Origin of the sequence: Pseudomonas sp. NPDC089569 (genome assembly GCF_050280625.1) — a bacterium.
Classification (GTDB): domain Bacteria; phylum Pseudomonadota; class Gammaproteobacteria; order Pseudomonadales; family Pseudomonadaceae; genus Aquipseudomonas.
The window spans coordinates 26,396-42,831 of sequence record NZ_JBNNVQ010000020.1 but is presented as its reverse complement, the minus strand read 5'-3'; the positions used below and the strand labels follow the sequence as shown (position 1 = coordinate 42,831).

General features: G+C 62.2%; 14 protein-coding genes. 6 read left to right on the top strand and 8 right to left on the bottom strand.

Translation table 11 applies throughout. The features are described 5' to 3' along the window. Positions 1–10: 10 nt before the first annotated feature. The 4 genes from efeO (ACQKP2_RS11680) to efeU all read right to left on the bottom strand — a co-directional run bounded on the left by efeO (ACQKP2_RS11680) (position 11) and on the right by efeU (position 4,322). Complete coding sequence (gene efeO / locus ACQKP2_RS11680; RefSeq protein WP_427576520.1) at positions 11–835, bottom strand: iron uptake system protein EfeO; 825 nt, start codon at positions 833–835, stop codon at positions 11–13. Between the two features lie 27 nt (positions 836–862). Further along, positions 863–2,164 carry an iron uptake transporter deferrochelatase/peroxidase subunit gene (gene efeB / locus ACQKP2_RS11675; protein WP_427576518.1) on the bottom strand — a complete coding sequence of 434 codons (1,302 nt, stop codon included), beginning with the start codon at positions 2,162–2,164 and terminating at the stop codon, positions 863–865. A gap of 16 nt (positions 2,165–2,180) precedes the next feature. Further along, entirely contained in the window at positions 2,181–3,380 is a 1,200-nt protein-coding gene (gene efeO, locus ACQKP2_RS11670) for an iron uptake system protein EfeO (RefSeq protein WP_427576517.1), read from the bottom strand. Positions 3,381–3,476: 96 nt separating this feature from the next. Continuing rightward, on the bottom strand, positions 3,477–4,322 hold the full coding sequence (gene efeU, locus ACQKP2_RS11665; RefSeq protein ID WP_427576515.1) for an iron uptake transporter permease EfeU: 846 nt from the start codon (positions 4,320–4,322) through the stop codon (positions 3,477–3,479). Positions 4,323–4,624: 302 nt separating this feature from the next. Here efeU and ACQKP2_RS11660 point away from each other — a divergent pair, with 302 nt between their 5' ends. The 6 genes from ACQKP2_RS11660 to ACQKP2_RS11635 all read left to right on the top strand — a co-directional run bounded on the left by ACQKP2_RS11660 (position 4,625) and on the right by ACQKP2_RS11635 (position 11,670). Then, the gene (locus tag ACQKP2_RS11660; protein ID WP_427576513.1) at positions 4,625–5,641 is read left to right on the top strand and encodes an AraC family transcriptional regulator; all 1,017 of its coding nucleotides are present in this window, start codon (positions 4,625–4,627) and stop codon (positions 5,639–5,641) included. Positions 5,642–5,970: 329 nt separating this feature from the next. Continuing rightward, positions 5,971–7,635, top strand: a complete 1,665-nt coding sequence (locus tag ACQKP2_RS11655) for an AMP-binding protein (protein WP_427576512.1) — start codon at positions 5,971–5,973, stop codon at positions 7,633–7,635. 16 nt (positions 7,636–7,651) lie between these two features. Next, on the top strand, positions 7,652–8,413 hold the full coding sequence (locus tag ACQKP2_RS11650; RefSeq protein WP_427576510.1) for an SDR family NAD(P)-dependent oxidoreductase: 762 nt from the start codon (positions 7,652–7,654) through the stop codon (positions 8,411–8,413). A 12-nt stretch (positions 8,414–8,425) separates the two neighbouring features. Beyond that, positions 8,426–9,619 carry an acetyl-CoA C-acyltransferase gene (locus ACQKP2_RS11645; RefSeq protein ID WP_427576509.1) on the top strand — a complete coding sequence of 398 codons (1,194 nt, stop codon included), beginning with the start codon at positions 8,426–8,428 and terminating at the stop codon, positions 9,617–9,619. A gap of 139 nt (positions 9,620–9,758) precedes the next feature. Next, a complete protein-coding gene (locus ACQKP2_RS11640; protein WP_427576507.1) occupies positions 9,759–10,886 on the top strand; it encodes an acyl-CoA dehydrogenase in 1,128 nt (375 codons plus the stop codon). Positions 10,887–10,896: 10 nt separating this feature from the next. Continuing rightward, on the top strand, positions 10,897–11,670 hold the full coding sequence (locus ACQKP2_RS11635) for an enoyl-CoA hydratase (RefSeq protein ID WP_427576505.1): 774 nt from the start codon (positions 10,897–10,899) through the stop codon (positions 11,668–11,670). Between the two features lie 192 nt (positions 11,671–11,862). Here ACQKP2_RS11635 and ACQKP2_RS11630 read toward each other — a convergent pair whose 3' ends face one another. The 4 genes from ACQKP2_RS11630 to ACQKP2_RS11615 form a co-directional block, all read right to left on the bottom strand. Further along, positions 11,863–13,014, bottom strand: a complete 1,152-nt coding sequence (locus ACQKP2_RS11630) for an acyl-CoA dehydrogenase family protein (RefSeq protein WP_427576503.1) — start codon at positions 13,012–13,014, stop codon at positions 11,863–11,865. Between the two features lie 3 nt (positions 13,015–13,017). Beyond that, positions 13,018–14,124, bottom strand: a complete 1,107-nt coding sequence (locus ACQKP2_RS11625) for an enoyl-CoA hydratase/isomerase family protein (protein WP_427576502.1) — start codon at positions 14,122–14,124, stop codon at positions 13,018–13,020. 236 nt (positions 14,125–14,360) lie between these two features. Continuing rightward, positions 14,361–15,071: an HPP family protein gene (locus ACQKP2_RS11620; protein WP_427576500.1), complete on the bottom strand. Its 711-nt coding sequence runs from the start codon at positions 15,069–15,071 to the stop codon at positions 14,361–14,363. 159 nt (positions 15,072–15,230) lie between these two features. Beyond that, a complete protein-coding gene (locus ACQKP2_RS11615) occupies positions 15,231–16,409 on the bottom strand; it encodes an MFS transporter (RefSeq protein ID WP_427576499.1) in 1,179 nt (392 codons plus the stop codon). Between the last annotated feature and the right edge of the window lie 27 nt (positions 16,410–16,436).

Sequence of the window (16,436 nt, the reverse complement as noted above, 5' to 3'; positions counted from 1 at the left end):
CTGTAAAAACTCAGTTCAAGCCAAGCTTGCCACGCAAGGTCGACAAGTCTTCAGCCAGGGTATTGACCGGCCCGACCAGCGCCTTGCGGTCGTTTTCCTTCACTTTGTCATAGGTTTCGAAGCCGCCATCCTTGGTCTTGTACTTGGCCAGGATGGTGTTCACCGTGGCGAAGTTCTTGTCGACCTTGGCCACGAACGCCGCGTCCTGTTTCTGGATTTGCGGACGGAACAGGTCGACGATTTTCTTCGCGCCGTTGATGTTGCCCTGGAAGTCATAGAGATCGGTGTGGCTGTAGCGGTCTTCTTCGCCCGAGACCTTGGTGGCGGCGACTTCTTCGAGCAGCGAGGCGGCACCGCCGACGACTTTTTCCGGCGGGAAGGTCAGGCCGGCAACACGGGCTTGCAGGTCTTTGACGTCCTTGTCCAGGCCGTCCGCCAGTTCACCCAGGCCCTGGGTGCTGTTTTCGGTGAACAACGAGTATTCCAGGCGATGGAAGCCGGTGAAGTCTTCGGCCTTCACGCCCTTTTCGTGGTCGTCGACCCGGGAGTCGATGGACGCATCCAGGTCACTGAACAGCTCGGCAATCGGCTCGATGGACTCGTAGTAAACACGGGTCGGCGCATAGAGTTTTTTCGCCGTGGCCAGGTCACCTTTTTTCACCGCATCGGTGAACTGTTGGGTGTGGCTGGCCAGTTCGTCCAGCTGTTCGGTGACGTAGATCTTGTAGTCCGAAATCGGCTGCACCAATTCAAGCGGAGCGGTCGCCGCGAAAACCGAAAACGGGGTGTTGAGCAAGCCTAGGGTCAGCATTAACGCCAGTGGTGTCTTCTTCATGGGACTCATCCGATGGGGGTGTTGTGATCAAGCGATGGTTTTTGTGGGTGCCGCATCGAGTAGCGTGCGACCGATGAAATCCTGGTCGCCGGTGACGCCGGGCAAGGTGAAGAAGTACCCGCCGCCGACCGGCTTGAGGTACTCCTCCAGCGGCTCGCCATTGAGCCGGGTTTGCACGGTGATAAAGCCTTTCTCCAGGTCCGCCTGGTAGCAGATGAACAACAGGCCCATGTCCAGCTGCCCGTTCTTGTTGACACCGTTGGAGTAGTTGAACGGTCGGCGCAGGATCAGGTTGGCCTGGGTCGCGGGAGTGCGCGGGTTGGCCAGGCGGATATGGGCGCTTAGTTTGGTCAGCTTGCCCTCGGGGTCCTTGGTGTAGTCCGGGATCTCGGATTCATGGGCGCCGCCGATGGGCGCGCCGCTGCTTTTGACCCGGCCGAGGATGCTTTCCTGCTCTTGAAGCGGCGTGCGGTCCCAGCGCTCGACGAAGTTGCGGATGATGCGCACCGCCTGATAACTGCCGCCTGCTGCCCAGGACGGCTCGTCGCTACCGGGCTGGACCCAGACGATACGGTCCATGACCTTGGCGTCGCTGGAGTCGGGGTTGGCCGAGCCGTCGCGAAAGCCCAGGAAGTTGCGCGCGCTCTGCGCCGGGACGCCCGGTTTCGCCGGGGCCTGGGGCGGCACGCTGCCTTCCTGTTTCCAGCGCACCAGCAGCAGGTCGGGCAGGTTTTTCACAATGTCGCGCAGGGCGTGGATGTTGGTGTCGGTGGTGTTGGCGCAAAACTGCAGGCTGAGGTCGCCATGGCAGCAGTCCGCTTCCAGGGCGTCGTTGGGAAAACCGACCATGCGCTGCAAACGCTTGGGTTTGACGTCGGCCAGGCCGAAGCGCTCGTCGAACAGCGAGGCGCCGACCGACACCGTAATGGTCAGGTTGTCCGGGGTCACCACCGGCCCGAGGATCCCCGAATCCACTGGCGGCAGTTTCGGATCGACCTGGGTCACCGGGCCGCCCTTCATCAGGAAGGCAATACGTTCGTTGAGGGTGCGGAACAAGCGCCGCAGGTCTTCGCGGTCGCTGGCCAGGACATCGAACGCCACCAGCATGCCGCAGGCCGGCCGCGGGGTGGTGATGCCGCTCTGATGCTTGCCGTGAAAATCGTGACGGTCGTCAGTGCGGTCACTGCTCGGCGCCTGGGTGACCTGCGCAGGGGCGCTGGCGGCCATGGCCGGGCAACTGAGCGCGGAGCCGGCGAGGGCGACGCCGGCGGCGCCCATGCCCATCAGTACCCGGCGACGCTGGAGGTTGAGGTGCTCTGTGTCGTTCATCTTGAGAGTCTTCTGCTTACAGGCCGGAAAGGCCGAGGGCGGGATCGATGTCATCGAGTGCAGCGGCCAGTGCCCTGGCCTTGTCGGCAATTTGCCGGCGCTGATCGGGGCCGATGCTGTCGTAGCTGGCAAAGCCGTCAGCGACCTTCAGGCCCTTGAGTTCGGCATCGAACCCGGCGACGGCGCCGTCGAGCTTGGGCAGCAAGTCGCTGGCGGATTTGCTCAGTAACGGGCGCAACAGCTCCACGACTTTGCGCGCGGCGTCGAGGTTGCCGGCAAAACCGCTCAGGTCGATGTGGCTGTAGCGTTCTTCTTCACCGCTGCCGGCACGGACGTCGGCGAGTGTGTTGAGGTTGCGCACCACGATGCTCACCAGGTATTCCGGTGGCAGCGATTCGGCCAACAGCTGTTGCTTGAGGGCGGTCACATCGCTGATCAGGCGCTGGCTGACTGCCGCCAATCCATCGAGATTGCGTTGCTGGAACAGTGCGTATTCGATGCGATGGAATCCGGTGAAGGCCGGGTCCTGTTCGCGTTTTTCAAAGTAATCGGCGCGGGCGTTGATCGCATTGTCCAGCTCGGCGTGTCGCTGGGCCGCCGGGGCCAGGCGCTGGTAAGCGGCACGGGCGGTTGCGTAGAGGGCTTGTGCCTGGCTCAGGTCTCCGGCTTCGATGGCTTGATCCAGCGCGGTAACGGCCTCGATCAGTGCGTTGCCCTGGCGACTCAGATAAACGCGAAATTCCGACAACGGCCCGACAAACGCCACCATCGACGGCCTGGCCTCGGCCGCAGCGTCGGAAGCCGCCGTCGGGGTGACATGCAGGGTGCCGCGCGGATTGCTCAGCAGGCCGCAAGTGATTGCGTAATCGCCAGGCTGCAGGTTGGCGTTGATCACCTGGCTCAGGCCCGGCGCGATGTTTTCCCGTTCTTCGACCACCAGCACGCCATCGAGGATTTCCCATTCGACGGCCCGGTCGGAGCGGTTGACGATGCGAAAACTACTGTGGCCGGCCGGGACCGTCAGGTCATTGGGCTGGCAACTGTGCTGATTGATGCTCACCAATACTTCGTTGCGGTTGGCCTGACGCTTGTTCGAGGCGATTGTCGAGGCGTAGTAGAACAGGCCGCCGGCAGCGATCATCACGATGACCGAACCGGCCACCGCCCAGCGCAGGGCGCGGGGAGGGGAGGGCTGGGGAGGGACTTGATTTGGCATGGGTGCCCTTACTGTCTGGAAATAAAACCGCTATTTGTAGGAGCGAGCACGCTCGCGATGGACGAAAGAGCGCCACGGGGCATCAGGCAACCAGCGTCATCGTTGACGACCATCGCGAGCGTGCTCGCTCCTAGAAGGGGCGGGAGTCGGGAGAAAGAACATCACCAACGCCACCAGCAGATAAATCAGGTAAGCGCCCAGGGTGCTGACAGTCGGGGCGTCCTGGTAGCCGAACATGCCGGCCAGTACCGAGCCCAGCGGGCCGTCCATCGGTAGCGTCGCGCTGATGTCGAACAAGACGGTTTGCAGATGATTCCAGAGGCCCGCTTCATGCAGCGCCTGTATCGAGTTGGCGAGAATCCCGGCGGCGACCACGAGGATGAACAGCCCGGTCCAGCGAAAGAACGCCGCCAGGTTCAAACGCATGCTGCCGGTGTAGATCAGCCAACCGACGACAATTGCCAGTATCAGCCCCAGCAGGGCGCCGATCGGTGCGGCCGCACCTTCACTTTGCTGGAACACCGCGAGCAGGAAGAACACCGTTTCCAGGCCTTCGCGGGCCACGGCGAAAAACACCATGGCGATCAGCGCGAAGACCTGATGCCGTGAACCGGTCAGAGCGTGATCGAGCGAGGTTTGCAGTGAGTGCTTGATCGAACGCGACACCTTGCGCATCCAGAACACCATCGAACTGAGGATGCCGACGGCCAGCAGGCCTACCACGCCTTCAAACAGTTCCTGTTGTTTTTGTGGAAATTCGGCGCTGACCAGCTCCAGGCCGCCACCCACCAGCAGCGCCAGGGCCGCGGCGAGAAATACACCGATCCAGACGGCGGGCATCCACTGACTGCGCCCGGTCTGTTTCAGGTAGCCGGCAATGATGCCGACGATCAACGCGGCCTCGATGCCTTCGCGCAGCATGATCAGAAAGGGAACGAGCATTCGGCACCGTGTCTGGAAGAGAGAGGGTGCAAATTTGTAACATAATGACACTCATTACCAAATGGCAATCATTGACAAATACCTGAACCTAAGCTGAACAACCCTGAAGATCACCATCGCCCCCTGTAGGAGCGAGCAAGCTCGCGATGGTCGAAAGAGCGCCGCGGGGGTATCAGCCAACCAGCGTTATCGTTGACGACCATCGTCGGAACGCCGCCCGGAGCTTGCTCGCTCCTACAGGAATTTGCGTTGCTGGGCTAATATGCCCACCACTCCAACAAGTTCAGGGCCTACCGCGCGTAATGTCGGAAAAAGACACGATTTCCATGCAACTGGTGCGTGAAGCGTTGCTGCAGAGTTGCGCGGCGGGGCCTGCCACCGAAGAGGTCCTGAACAAGGTCGGCATCGAGCCCGACCTGCTGCACGATAGCGCGGCCCGGGTGCCGGCCGCCGCGTATGCACGGCTATGGCGACTGTTGGCCCGGCGTGGTGACGACGAGTTCTTCGGCATGGACCCGCGCAAGCTCAAGTCCGGCAGCCTGGCGTTTCTCTGTCGTTGCGCCATGGTCCAGCCCAGTGTGGCGGCGGGACTGGCCAGTGGCCTGGGATTCCTGTCGCTGATGTTCGAACGCCTGCCTGCAGAACTGGTGCGTCAGCAAAGCCTGGCGGAAATCGTGTTGCTCGAAGACGATCATGAGCCGCGCCGCGCCTTCACGTATTTCACTTACTGGATGATCGTGCATGGCGTGGCCTGCTGGCTGGCGGGCCGGCGGATCCCGATTCTGGCCATCGAATTGCGTTGCCCGCAGCCGGATTTCTGCGATGACTACCAGGTGATGTTCTCCCGCAACCTGCGTTTCGACAGGCCACGCACCCGGATGATTTTCTCCGCCGATTACCTGGATCTGCCCATCAAGCGCACGACGGAGGAACTCACGCGTTTCCTGGCTCATGCGCCGGCCAACATTCTGGTGAAGTACCGTGATCCGCAGAGCCTTGCCAGTCGCATCAGGCAGGATCTGCGGCAGCTGCCGGCCGAGCACTGGCCGGAAACCGAGGCCCTGGCGCAACGCCTGTGCATGTCGGCCTCGACCCTGCGTCGCCGTTTGGCCGAGGAGGGCCAGACCTATCAAGGGCTCAAGGACAGCGTGCGCAAGGAGTTGGCGATTGGCTGGCTGGCCGAGCCGTCCATCAGCTTCAGCGAAATCGCCCTGCGCCTGGGGTTTGCCGATGCCAGTTCGTTCTACAAGGCGTTTCGCAAATGGTCCGGGTCCAATCCTGGGCATTACCGCAGTCTGATCCTCAACGAAGCGTCCTGATCCGAAATCAGTGGCGCCCGCGTTCGCCGGCAAGCCTGGCTCCTACAGGCGAACCAGACGCTGCGGTGTACCTGTCGTACGCGCCATCGTTCTTCACTTGTAGGAGCGAGGCTCGCCCGCGAACCAGACGCTGCGGTGTATCTGTTGCACCGCGTCATCGTTTTTCGCCGGCAAACCTGGCTCCTACGCGCCGCATGGCTCAAACCTTGGCCAAACCAGTCAGGCAACTTGATAACTTTGACCATTGCCCCACACCCCGAGCGGAGCGAGTATTTCCCTGTTGGTGACGGTTCCCCCAGCCTAATAAAAAACACAGAGGGATTCTGGCAATGCGCGATTACTTGTCTGCTTTTTCACAGTTCGATTATCAGCACACCGTCGACGCTGCGCTCGCCGGCGATCTGACGGCCCTCAACGCCTGCATCGAGTGCTGCGACCGGCATGCCCTGCCGGGGCGTATCGCGCTGTTCTGGGAAGGCCGCGATGGTTCCAGCGCCACGTATACCTTCAACGACCTGCAGGACAAGGCTGCGCGGTTCGCCAACTTCCTGCTGGCACAAGGCGTGCAAAAAGGCGACAAGGTCGCCGGACTCCTGCCACGCAACATCGAATTGCTCATCACCGTGTTTGCCGCCTGGCGTATCGGCGCGGTCTATCAGCCGCTGTTCACCGCCTTCGGCCCCAAGGCCATCGAGCACCGCCTGGGCAGCTCGGGCGCCAAAGTGGTGGTGACCGACGCCGTCAACCGTCCGAAACTCGCTGAAGTCGCCGATTGCCCGACCATCGTTACCGTCGGCGGCGCCAAAGGCCAGGGCATCGTACGGGGTGACTACAGTTTCTGGGCTGAACTGGCCAACTATTCCAATGCCTGCGAACCGGTGATGCTGACCGGCGAAGACCCGTTCCTGCTGATGTTTACCTCGGGCACCACCGGTCCGTCAAAAGCCTTGTCGGTGCCGCTCAAGGCCATCGTCGCCTTCCAGAGCTACACCCGTGACGCCGTGGATCTACGCCCCGAGGACGCGTTCTGGAACGTGGCCGACCCAGGTTGGGCCTATGGCATCTATTTCGGTGTGACCGGGCCCATGGCGATGGGGCATCCGATCACCTTCTACGATGGCCCGTTCACCCTGGAAAGCACCTGCCGGGTGATCAACAAGTACGGGATCACCAACCTCACCGGTTCGCCGACGGCCTACCGCCTGTTGATCGCCGGTGGCGACGAGTTCGCCCGCTCGATCAAGGGCAAGCTGCGTATCGTCAGCAGCGCCGGCGAGCCGTTGAACCCGGAAGTGATCCGCTGGTTCGCCGACAACCTCGATGTGGTCATTCACGACCATTACGGCCAGACCGAGCTGGGCATGGTGCTGTGCAACCACCACGGCCTGGCGCACTCGATCCATATGGGCGCCGCCGGCTTCGCATCGCCCGGCCATCGCATCGTGGTGCTGGACGAGGAGTACAAGGAACTGGGTGTTGGCCAGCCGGGCATTCTGGCCATCGACCGCACGCAGTCGCCGATGTGCTGGTTCGCCGGTTACGAAGGGGCGCCGACCAAGGCGTTCGTCGGCCACTACTATTTGAGCGGCGATACCGTCGAGTGGAACCCGGACGGCAGTATCAGTTTCGTCGGCCGCAGCGACGATGTGATCACCACCTCCGGCTATCGCGTCGGCCCGTTCGATGTGGAGAGTGCGCTGATCGAGCACCCGGCCGTGGTGGAAGCGGCGGTGATCGGCAAGCCCGATCCGGAGCGCACCGAACTGGTCAAGGCGTTCGTCGTGCTCAGCGCCCAGTACCGCGCCGACCCTGCGCTGGCCGAGGAGCTGCGCCAGCATGTGCGCAAGCGTCTGGCGGCGCACTCGTACCCCCGTGAAATCGAATTTGTCAGCGAGTTGCCGAAAACCCCAAGCGGCAAATTGCAGCGCTTTATCTTGCGCAACCAGGAAATCGCCAAGGCTCAAGAGGCCGCGGCGAAGAACGTTTCAGCTTGAATCCAAGGAAACAATGATGCAGATCGAAAACAAGGTTTTTCTCGTCACCGGCGGTGCGTCCGGCCTGGGTGCGGCCACCGCGCAAATGCTGGTCGGCGCCGGTGCCAAAGTCATGCTGGTGGACATGAACGCCGAGGCGGTCGCGGCGCAGGCCCAGCGGCTGGGTGCGCAGAGCGTGGTCGCGGACATCAGTGACGAAGCGGCGGCCGAAGCAGCGGTGCAAGCCACGGTCAAGGCCTTCGGCGGCCTCAATGGCCTGGTCAACTGCGCCGGCATCGTGCGCGGCGAAAAGATCCTCGGCAAGAACGGTCCGCATGCGCTGTCCAGTTTCAGCCAGGTGATCAACGTCAACCTGATCGGCAGTTTCAACATGCTGCGCCTGGCCTCGGCGGCGATTGCCGAAAGCGAGGCGGATGCCGGCGGCGAGCGCGGCGTGATCATCAATACCGCTTCGGCGGCGGCCTACGATGGCCAGATCGGCCAGGCCGCTTATGCCGCGTCCAAGGGCGCGATTGTCAGCCTGACGTTGCCCGCGGCCCGTGAACTGGCGCGCTTCGGTATCCGCGTGATGACCATCGCTCCAGGCATTTTCGAAACACCGATGATGGCCGGCATGACGCCGGAAGTTCGCGACTCGCTGGCCGCCGGTGTGCCTTTTCCGCCACGCCTGGGCAAGCCGGACGAGTACGCCGCGCTGGTGCGGCATATCATTGAAAACAGCATGCTCAATGGTGAGGTGATCCGTCTCGACGGCGCCTTGCGCATGGCCGCCAAGTAAGGAGCGAATGTCATGAGCCTTTCCAACGATCCGATTGTCATCGTCAGCGCCGTCCGTACCCCGATGGGCGGATTCCAGGGCGAACTGAAAAGCCTCACCGCGCCGCAACTGGGCGCTGCCGCGATCAAGGCTGCGGTGGAGCGTGCCGGTGTTGCCAACGACGCGGTCGATGAAGTGCTGTTTGGTTGCGTACTGCCAGCAGGTCTCGGCCAGGCGCCGGCACGTCAAGCCGCATTAGGGGCCGGGTTGGACAAGTCGACCCGTTGCACCACCGTCAACAAGATGTGCGGCTCGGGCATGGAAACCACCATTCTGGCCCACGACATGCTGGTCGCCGGCAGCGCCGAGGTGGTCGTCGCCGGTGGCATGGAAAGCATGTCCAACGCACCTTATCTGCTGGACCGCGCCCGCAGCGGCTATCGCATGGGGCATGGCCGGGTGCTGGATTCGATGTTCCTCGACGGTCTTGAAGACGCCTACGACAAGGGGCGCCTGATGGGCACCTTCGCCGAGGACTGCGCCGAAACCAACGGTTTCAGTCGTGAAGCCCAGGACGCCTTCGCCATCACCTCGACCACGCGCGCTCAACAGGCGATCAAGGACGGCAGCTTCAAGGACGAAATCGTCCCGCTGACCGTGACCGTCGGCAAGGAGCAGGTGGTCATCAGCAACGACGAGCAGCCGCCGAAAGCCAAACTGGACAAGATCGCCTCGCTCAAGCCGGCGTTCCGCGACGGCGGTACGGTGACCGCCGCCAATTCCAGCTCGATCTCCGACGGCGCGGCGGCGCTGGTGCTGATGCGCCGCTCCGAAGCCGATAAACGTGGCCTCAAGCCACTGGCGGTGATTCACGGGCATGCGGCGTTCGCCGACACCCCGAGCCTGTTCCCGGTGGCGCCCGTGGGTGCGATCCAGAAACTGATGAAGAAAACCGGCTGGTCGCTCAACGACGTCGACCTGGTGGAGGTCAACGAGGCCTTCGCCGTGGTCAGCCTGGTGACCATGACCAAGCTGGAAATCCCCCATGAGAAGCTCAATGTGCACGGCGGTGCCTGTGCCCTGGGCCATCCGATCGGCGCGTCCGGCGCGCGGATTCTGGTGACCCTGCTCTCGGCCCTGCGCCAGAAGGGCCTCAAACGCGGTGTTGCCGCCATCTGCATCGGCGGCGGCGAAGCCACGGCCATGGCCGTGGAATGCCTGTATTGAGCCTGACGCCAGTCTCTGTGGGAGCGAGCCTGCTCGCGATAACGGTGTGTCATTCAACGATGGTGTTGACTGACCGGGCCCTATCGCGAGCAGGCTCGCTCCCACAGGTTATGTATCTGAACCCGATCAAGGACTTGTCATGATTCCCAATGACGACCAACAACAGATTCGCGACATGGCCCGGCAATTTGCCGAAGAGCGGCTCAAACCCTTCGCTGCCGACTGGGACCGTGAACACCGTTTCCCCAAGGAAGCCATCGGCGAGATGGCCGAGCTGGGTTTCTTTGGCATGTTGGTGCCGGAGCAGTGGGGCGGTTGCGACACCGGTTACCTGGCGTATGCCATGGCCCTGGAAGAAATCGCCGCCGGCGATGGCGCCTGCTCGACCATCATGAGCGTGCACAACTCGGTGGGTTGCGTGCCGATCCTCAATTACGGCAACGACGAACAGAAAGAGCGCTTTCTCAAACCCCTGGCCAGCGGAGCGATGCTGGGCGCGTTCGCCTTGACCGAGCCCCAGGCCGGTTCCGACGCCAGCGGCCTGAAAACCCGCGCTCGCTTGAATGGCGATCACTATGTGCTCAATGGCAGCAAACAGTTCATCACCTCCGGGCAGAACGCCGGTGTGGTGATCGTGTTCGCGGTGACCGATCCGAATGCCGGCAAGCGCGGCATCACGGCGTTCATCGTGCCGACCGATTCGCCGGGCTACAAAGTCGCGCGGATCGAAGACAAACTCGGCCAGCATGCGTCCGACACCTGCCAGATCCTGTTCGAGGATGTGAAAGTGCCGGTGGCCAATCGACTGGGCGAGGAGGGTGAGGGCTACAAGATCGCCCTGGCCAACCTCGAAGGCGGGCGTGTCGGTATCGCCTCGCAATCGGTGGGCATGGCTCGTGCCGCGTTCGAAGCGGCCCGCGACTACGCCCGTGAGCGCGAAAGCTTCGGCAAGCCGATCATCGAGCATCAAGCGGTGGCGTTCCGCCTGGCGGACATGGCCACGCAGATCGCCGTGGCCCGGCAAATGGTGCACTATGCTGCGGCCCTGCGTGACAGTGGCAAACCGGCGCTGGTCGAAGCCTCGATGGCCAAGCTGTTCGCCTCGGAAATGGCCGAGAAGGTCTGCTCTTCGGCATTGCAAACCCTGGGCGGGTACGGTTACCTGAACGACTTCCCGCTGGAACGGATTTACCGTGACGTGCGGGTTTGCCAGATTTATGAAGGCACCAGCGATATTCAACGCATGGTTATTTCGCGCAATCTTTGAGAAAACAATAATGAGCTACGAAACGATTTTGCTGGAAACCCACGGCCGTGTCGGCCTGATTACCCTGAACCGTCCGCAGGCGCTGAACGCGTTGAACTCGCAGATCGTCGGCGAGATCAATCACGCCCTCGATGCCCTGGAAGCCGATGCGAACATCGGCTGCATCGTGCTGACCGGCTCGAAAAAGGCGTTCGCCGCCGGTGCCGACATCAAGGAAATGGCCGAGCTGACCTACCCGCAGATCTACCTCGACGACCTGTTCAGTGACAGCGATCGCGTGGCCAACCGCCGCAAGCCGATCATTGCCGCGGTCAACGGTTTCGCCCTGGGCGGTGGCTGCGAACTGGCGCTGATGTGCGACTTCATCCTGGCCGGCGACAACGCCAAATTCGGTCAGCCGGAAATCAACCTCGGTGTCTTGCCGGGCATGGGCGGCACCCAGCGCCTGACTCGCGCCGTGGGCAAGGCCAAGGCCATGGAAATGTGCCTGAGCGGGCGCCTGATCGATGCCGTCGAGGCGGAGCGTTGCGGCATCGTGGCACGCATCGTGCCGAGCGATGAGTTGCTCGATGAGGCGCTGAAAGTCGCGGCGTTGATCGCCAAAAAGTCCCTGCCGATCGCCATGATGGTCAAGGAAAGCGTCAACCGTGCCTTTGAGGTGAGCCTGTCCGAAGGCGTGCGCTTCGAGCGTCGGGTGTTCCATGCGGCGTTTGCGACACAGGATCAGAAGGAAGGGATGGCGGCGTTCATTGCCAAGCGCGAGGCGCAGTTCCAGGGCAAGTGATGCGGCGTTCCGGTTGACGCCATCGCGAGCAGGCTCGCTCCCACAGTGGTTCATGTTGTTCACAAATGCTGTGAACACCCAGGAACCTGTGGGAGCGAGCCTGCTCGCGATGAGGGCACATTCCCCGCGGGGTGTCAGGTAGCCCGCGTCATCGTTGACCTGCATTGCGAGCGTGCTCGCTCCTACAGGGCTTCACACCAGGTAGTTTTTCAGCTCGCGGGCAATCACCATCCGCTGAATCTCGCTCGACCCTTCATAGATCTGCGTGATACGCGCATCCCGGTAGTACTTCTCGACCGGGTAATCCTCCAGATACCCATAACCGCCATGGATCTGTATCGCTGACGAACAGACTTTCTCGGCCATTTCCGAGGCGAACAGCTTGGCCTGCGAAGCTTCCGAGAGGCAGGGCTTGCCGGCGCTGCGCAGGCGCGCGGCATGCAGGATCATCAGGCGCGCCGCGTTCAGTTGCATGTGCATGTCTGCCAGCAGGTTGGCGACGCTCTGGTGCTCGATGATCGGCTTGTTGAATTGCACGCGATCGCGCGAATAGGCCAGCGCGGCTTCGAATGCCGCACGGGCGATGCCCAGCGCCTGGGCGGCGATGCCGATGCGGCCGCCTTCGAGGTTGGACAGGGCGATGGCCAGGCCCTTGCCGCGCTCGCCCAGCAGGTTGGCTTCAGGGATGGTGCAGTTATCGAGCGTGACCGCACAGGTGTCGGACGCGCGGATGCCCATCTTGTGTTCGGTGCGGTCGACGATAAAACCCTCGGTCTCGGTCGGTACCAGGAAGGCCGAAATTCCGCGTTTGCCAAGGTCTGGATCGGTCACGGCGAATACGATCGCCAACTTGGCCCGTTTGCCGTTGCTGACAAACTGCTTGGCGCCGTTGATCACCCACTGGCCGTCACGCAGCTCGGCGCGGGTGCGCAGATTGTGCGCCTCGGAGCCTGCCTGGGGTTCGGTCAGGCAGAAGCAACCGATCGCCTGGCCGCTGGCCAGATCCGCCAGCCAGGCCTGTTTCTGTTCTTCGCTGCCGTAGTTGAGCACCGGCCCGCAGCCCACAGAGTTGTGGATGCTCATCATGGCGCCGGTGGCGCCGTCGCCGGCAGAGATTTCCTCCACGGCCAGGGCATAGGCCACATAGTCGACATAGGTGCCGCCCCATTCTTCGGGAACCACCATGCCCAGCAGGCCGAGCTCGCCCATTTTCGCCACCAGGGCGTCATCGATCCAGCCGGCCTTTTCCCAGGACTGCGCATGAGGGGCGATTTCGCCACGGGCGAAATCCCGGGCCATGTCGCGAATCATGATTTGTTCTTCGCTCAGTTCGATATCGTTCATGGCTCAGTTCCCGTTCTGCTCAAACCCGTTGAAGAAGCTCGCCACCCGTTCACCCGTCAGTTGTTCGAGGGTCGGCGGGTTCCAGCGCGGCGCTTTGTCTTTGTCGATCAGCAGGGCACGCACGCCTTCGATCAGGTCGCCGCGTTCGAACCACTGGCGGTCCAGATGCAGCTCAAGGGCAAAGCATTGTTCAAGGCTCAATTGCCGACCACGTCGCAGCATTTCCAGGGTCACGCCCATGGCCAAGGGGGAGCGGGTCTTGAGCAGGTCGGCGGTGGCGATAGCCCACTCATGACTGTCGGCGACCGTCACTTGCCTTAATTGCTCAACAATACTCGGCACATCGGGCAGGGCGAAGAAGTGGTCGATGGCCGGGCGCAAGGCGGCAAGCGGCGCGTCGGGCAGTTGCTGCACCGCGTACCTTGCCATCAGGCCCTGCAGGTCCTTGAGCGGCGTGTCGTGCCATTGCAATTGATCGAGTTGTTCGTCCAGCAGGGCCAGTTTGCCGCTGTCCAGATACCAGTCGGCCAGGCCGCAGTAGAGGGCATCGGCGGCGCGGATATGCACACCGCTGACCCCTAGGTAAATGCCCAGTTCGCCGGGAATGCGCGGCAGAAAATAGCTGCCGCCGACATCAGGGAAGTAGCCGATGCCGACCTCCGGCATCGCCAGCCGGCTTCGTTCGGTGACCACCCGCAAGTCCGCGCCTTGCACCAGGCCCATGCCGCCGCCCAGGACGAACCCGTCCATCAAGGCGAGTACGGGTTTGCGGTAGTGGTGGATAGCCAGATCGAGGGCGTATTCCTCGACAAAGAAGTCTTCGTGCAGGGTGTCGCCCTGTTTGTAGCTGTCGTGCAGCGAACGGATGTCGCCCCCGGCGCAGAAGGCTTTTTCGCCGGCACCGCGAAGAACGACGGCCAATATCTGGTCGTCCTCGGCCCAGGCGTCGAGCTGGCGTTGCAGCTGGCGGACCATGTCCAGGGTCAGGGCGTTGAGACCGGCGGGGCGGTTGAGGGTCAGGTGACCGATGTGGTTGCGGACGTCGGCCAGCACTTCATTGGGCATGGCATCCATGGACCGGTTACCCGGAGAAGAAACCTGAGCAGTCATCACTAACTCCCTGCTTTTATTGTTCTTTATCGAGAAGCTCGCGCGCGAGCGATGCAGGATCGTAGCAGTGCAAATTTGTGATGTACAACGGGGATATGTGCAGCGTCTGTCTGCACAAATGCATGGGGATTACGCAGTCCTGTAGGAGCGAGCAAGCTCGCGAAGAAACTCACTCGCGCCGCTGGGCATCAGGTATGACGCGTTATCGTTCACCACCATCGCGAGCTTGCTCGCTCCTACAGGGGTTTGCGGCCCAGGACCTCGCCGATGCTGCGGCGCTTGGCATGCAGTTCGCTGGCGTGGATCAGTTGCTCGAGGTCTTCGGGGGTGATGTCGTAGAAGGCTTCCATATCGGCCAGGGCCAGCTTCAGGTCCTGGGCGGTGATGGCCTGCGTGTCGGTGGGCGGATGGTCGGCGGGAACCATCGGGACCGGTTCGGCGGGGCGCTTGGGATAGCGCACGCGGGTCAGATTGTTGTAGGCCAGTGCACTGAGCAGCATGGTGGAGGCTGCAAGCATTACAGGGCCAAGCGCTTTCCAGTCCATGGCAGCCGTCGCCGGGTCCGCCAGTACCAGCAGCAATGCCAGCGCTCCGGCCGGTGGATGCAGGCAGCGCAGCCAGCACATCAACATCAGCGCCATGCCGGCCGCCAGGCAAGCGTCACCCAGCGTTCGGCCCAGCACATGGGCCACCAGCAACGCCATCACCGCAGCGCACAGATAACCGCCGAGTATCGACCAGGGCTGCGCCAGCGCGCCGGAGGAGACCGCGAACAACAACACTGCCGAGGCCCCCAGAGGCCCGACCAGATGTTGCGCCACCTCGATGCCGAACACCTGAGCGCAGAGCCAGACGCTGAACAGGGTGCCCAGTGACATGCCAATGGCGGCACGGCTCCATTCCGAGGGGCGGGTGTTGATGGCGGCGGGCAACCAGCGAGCGAGCATGACGAGAACCATTGCGTTGTAAAAACATAAGGAAAAAAAGGGCTTGCCTGGGATATCCAGAAAGCCCTTGAAGTTGTTCCAACAAAGGGGGAAGGAACGGCGACAGTGTGCCGATCCTCACGGATGCTGACAAATTCATATTAATGAATGTTCAGTTCATTAATTCTGATGTAATTCCACGCGCCGGCCGCTCAGGAAACACAGCAGTCCACCTGTCGCGGCGAGGGCACTCAGGGCATAGAACATGGTGGGCGCCGGCGAGTGCATCAACAGGAAGCCGCAAATCACCGGGCTCAGCGCGCCACCGAGGGCTGCCAGGTTCTGTGCCGCGTAATAGCTGCCGCGCAGTGCCTGGGGGGCCAGGGTGTCGATGAACAGAAATTCGGCCGGATAAATGATCATCTCCCCGAGGGTGAAAATGAACATCGCCACGCACCACGCCAGCAGGCTGTCCGCCAGGCTGAAGCCGATCAGCCCGAGGATGAACAGGCCGGTGCCGCCGACGATCCAGTAGCGCAACTGCTCGCGTTTGAGCAAGCGACCGATCTGGTACTGCAAGACAATCACGGTGATTGCATTGCAGGCGAGCAGGGCGGCCATGATTTCCAGGGTGTAGGCCGAATCGCGGGTGACCAGCAGGTATTGCGACAGGTACAGCGTGAAGCGCCCGTGCACGACGGTACTGAGCAGGCAACCGCCGGTGAACATGATCAGCGTGCGATCGTTCTTCAAGGCCGCCAGGGTCTTGAGGAAACTCTGCGGTTGGCCGCCGGCCGGCGTCTGTGCGCTGCCTGCGGGGATGCCGATCATCAGGAACATACTGAAAAATGCAATGCCGCCGGCAATCAGGAATGGCCCCGGTGCATAAGCCCCGGCGACCGTCACGCCGGCCATGGGGCCGACGGCGTAGCCGATATTGGTGAGGGTGTAGTTCAGCGAAAATGCCTTGGCGCGTTGGCTGACAGGCAGGTTTTCGCTGAGGATTGCCTTCGACGCGATCAGGAACAATGCCGAGGCGGTTTCGGTGATCACCAGGATGACGGTGCACAGGTAGAGGTTGTGGGCGAAGGTCAACAGCACAAAGCCAATGGCGCTGGAGAGCATCGTCAGGATCAGTAATCGACGCTTTTCCAGGCGATCGATGATGTAGCCGCCGTACAGGGCGAGCAGGGTGGCGATGAATACCGCAATGCCGAGCAGCAAGCCGACATCCTGCGGATTGAGTCCCAGCTGGTTGCTCAGGAACAGTGTGAGCAGCGGACTGATGATGGCGCGACTGACGACGATGGTCAGCGAAACGATCATCAGCCGGCGAATGACAAGCGAGTAGGTGGCCACGGCGCTGCAAATGTCCTTATAAAGACC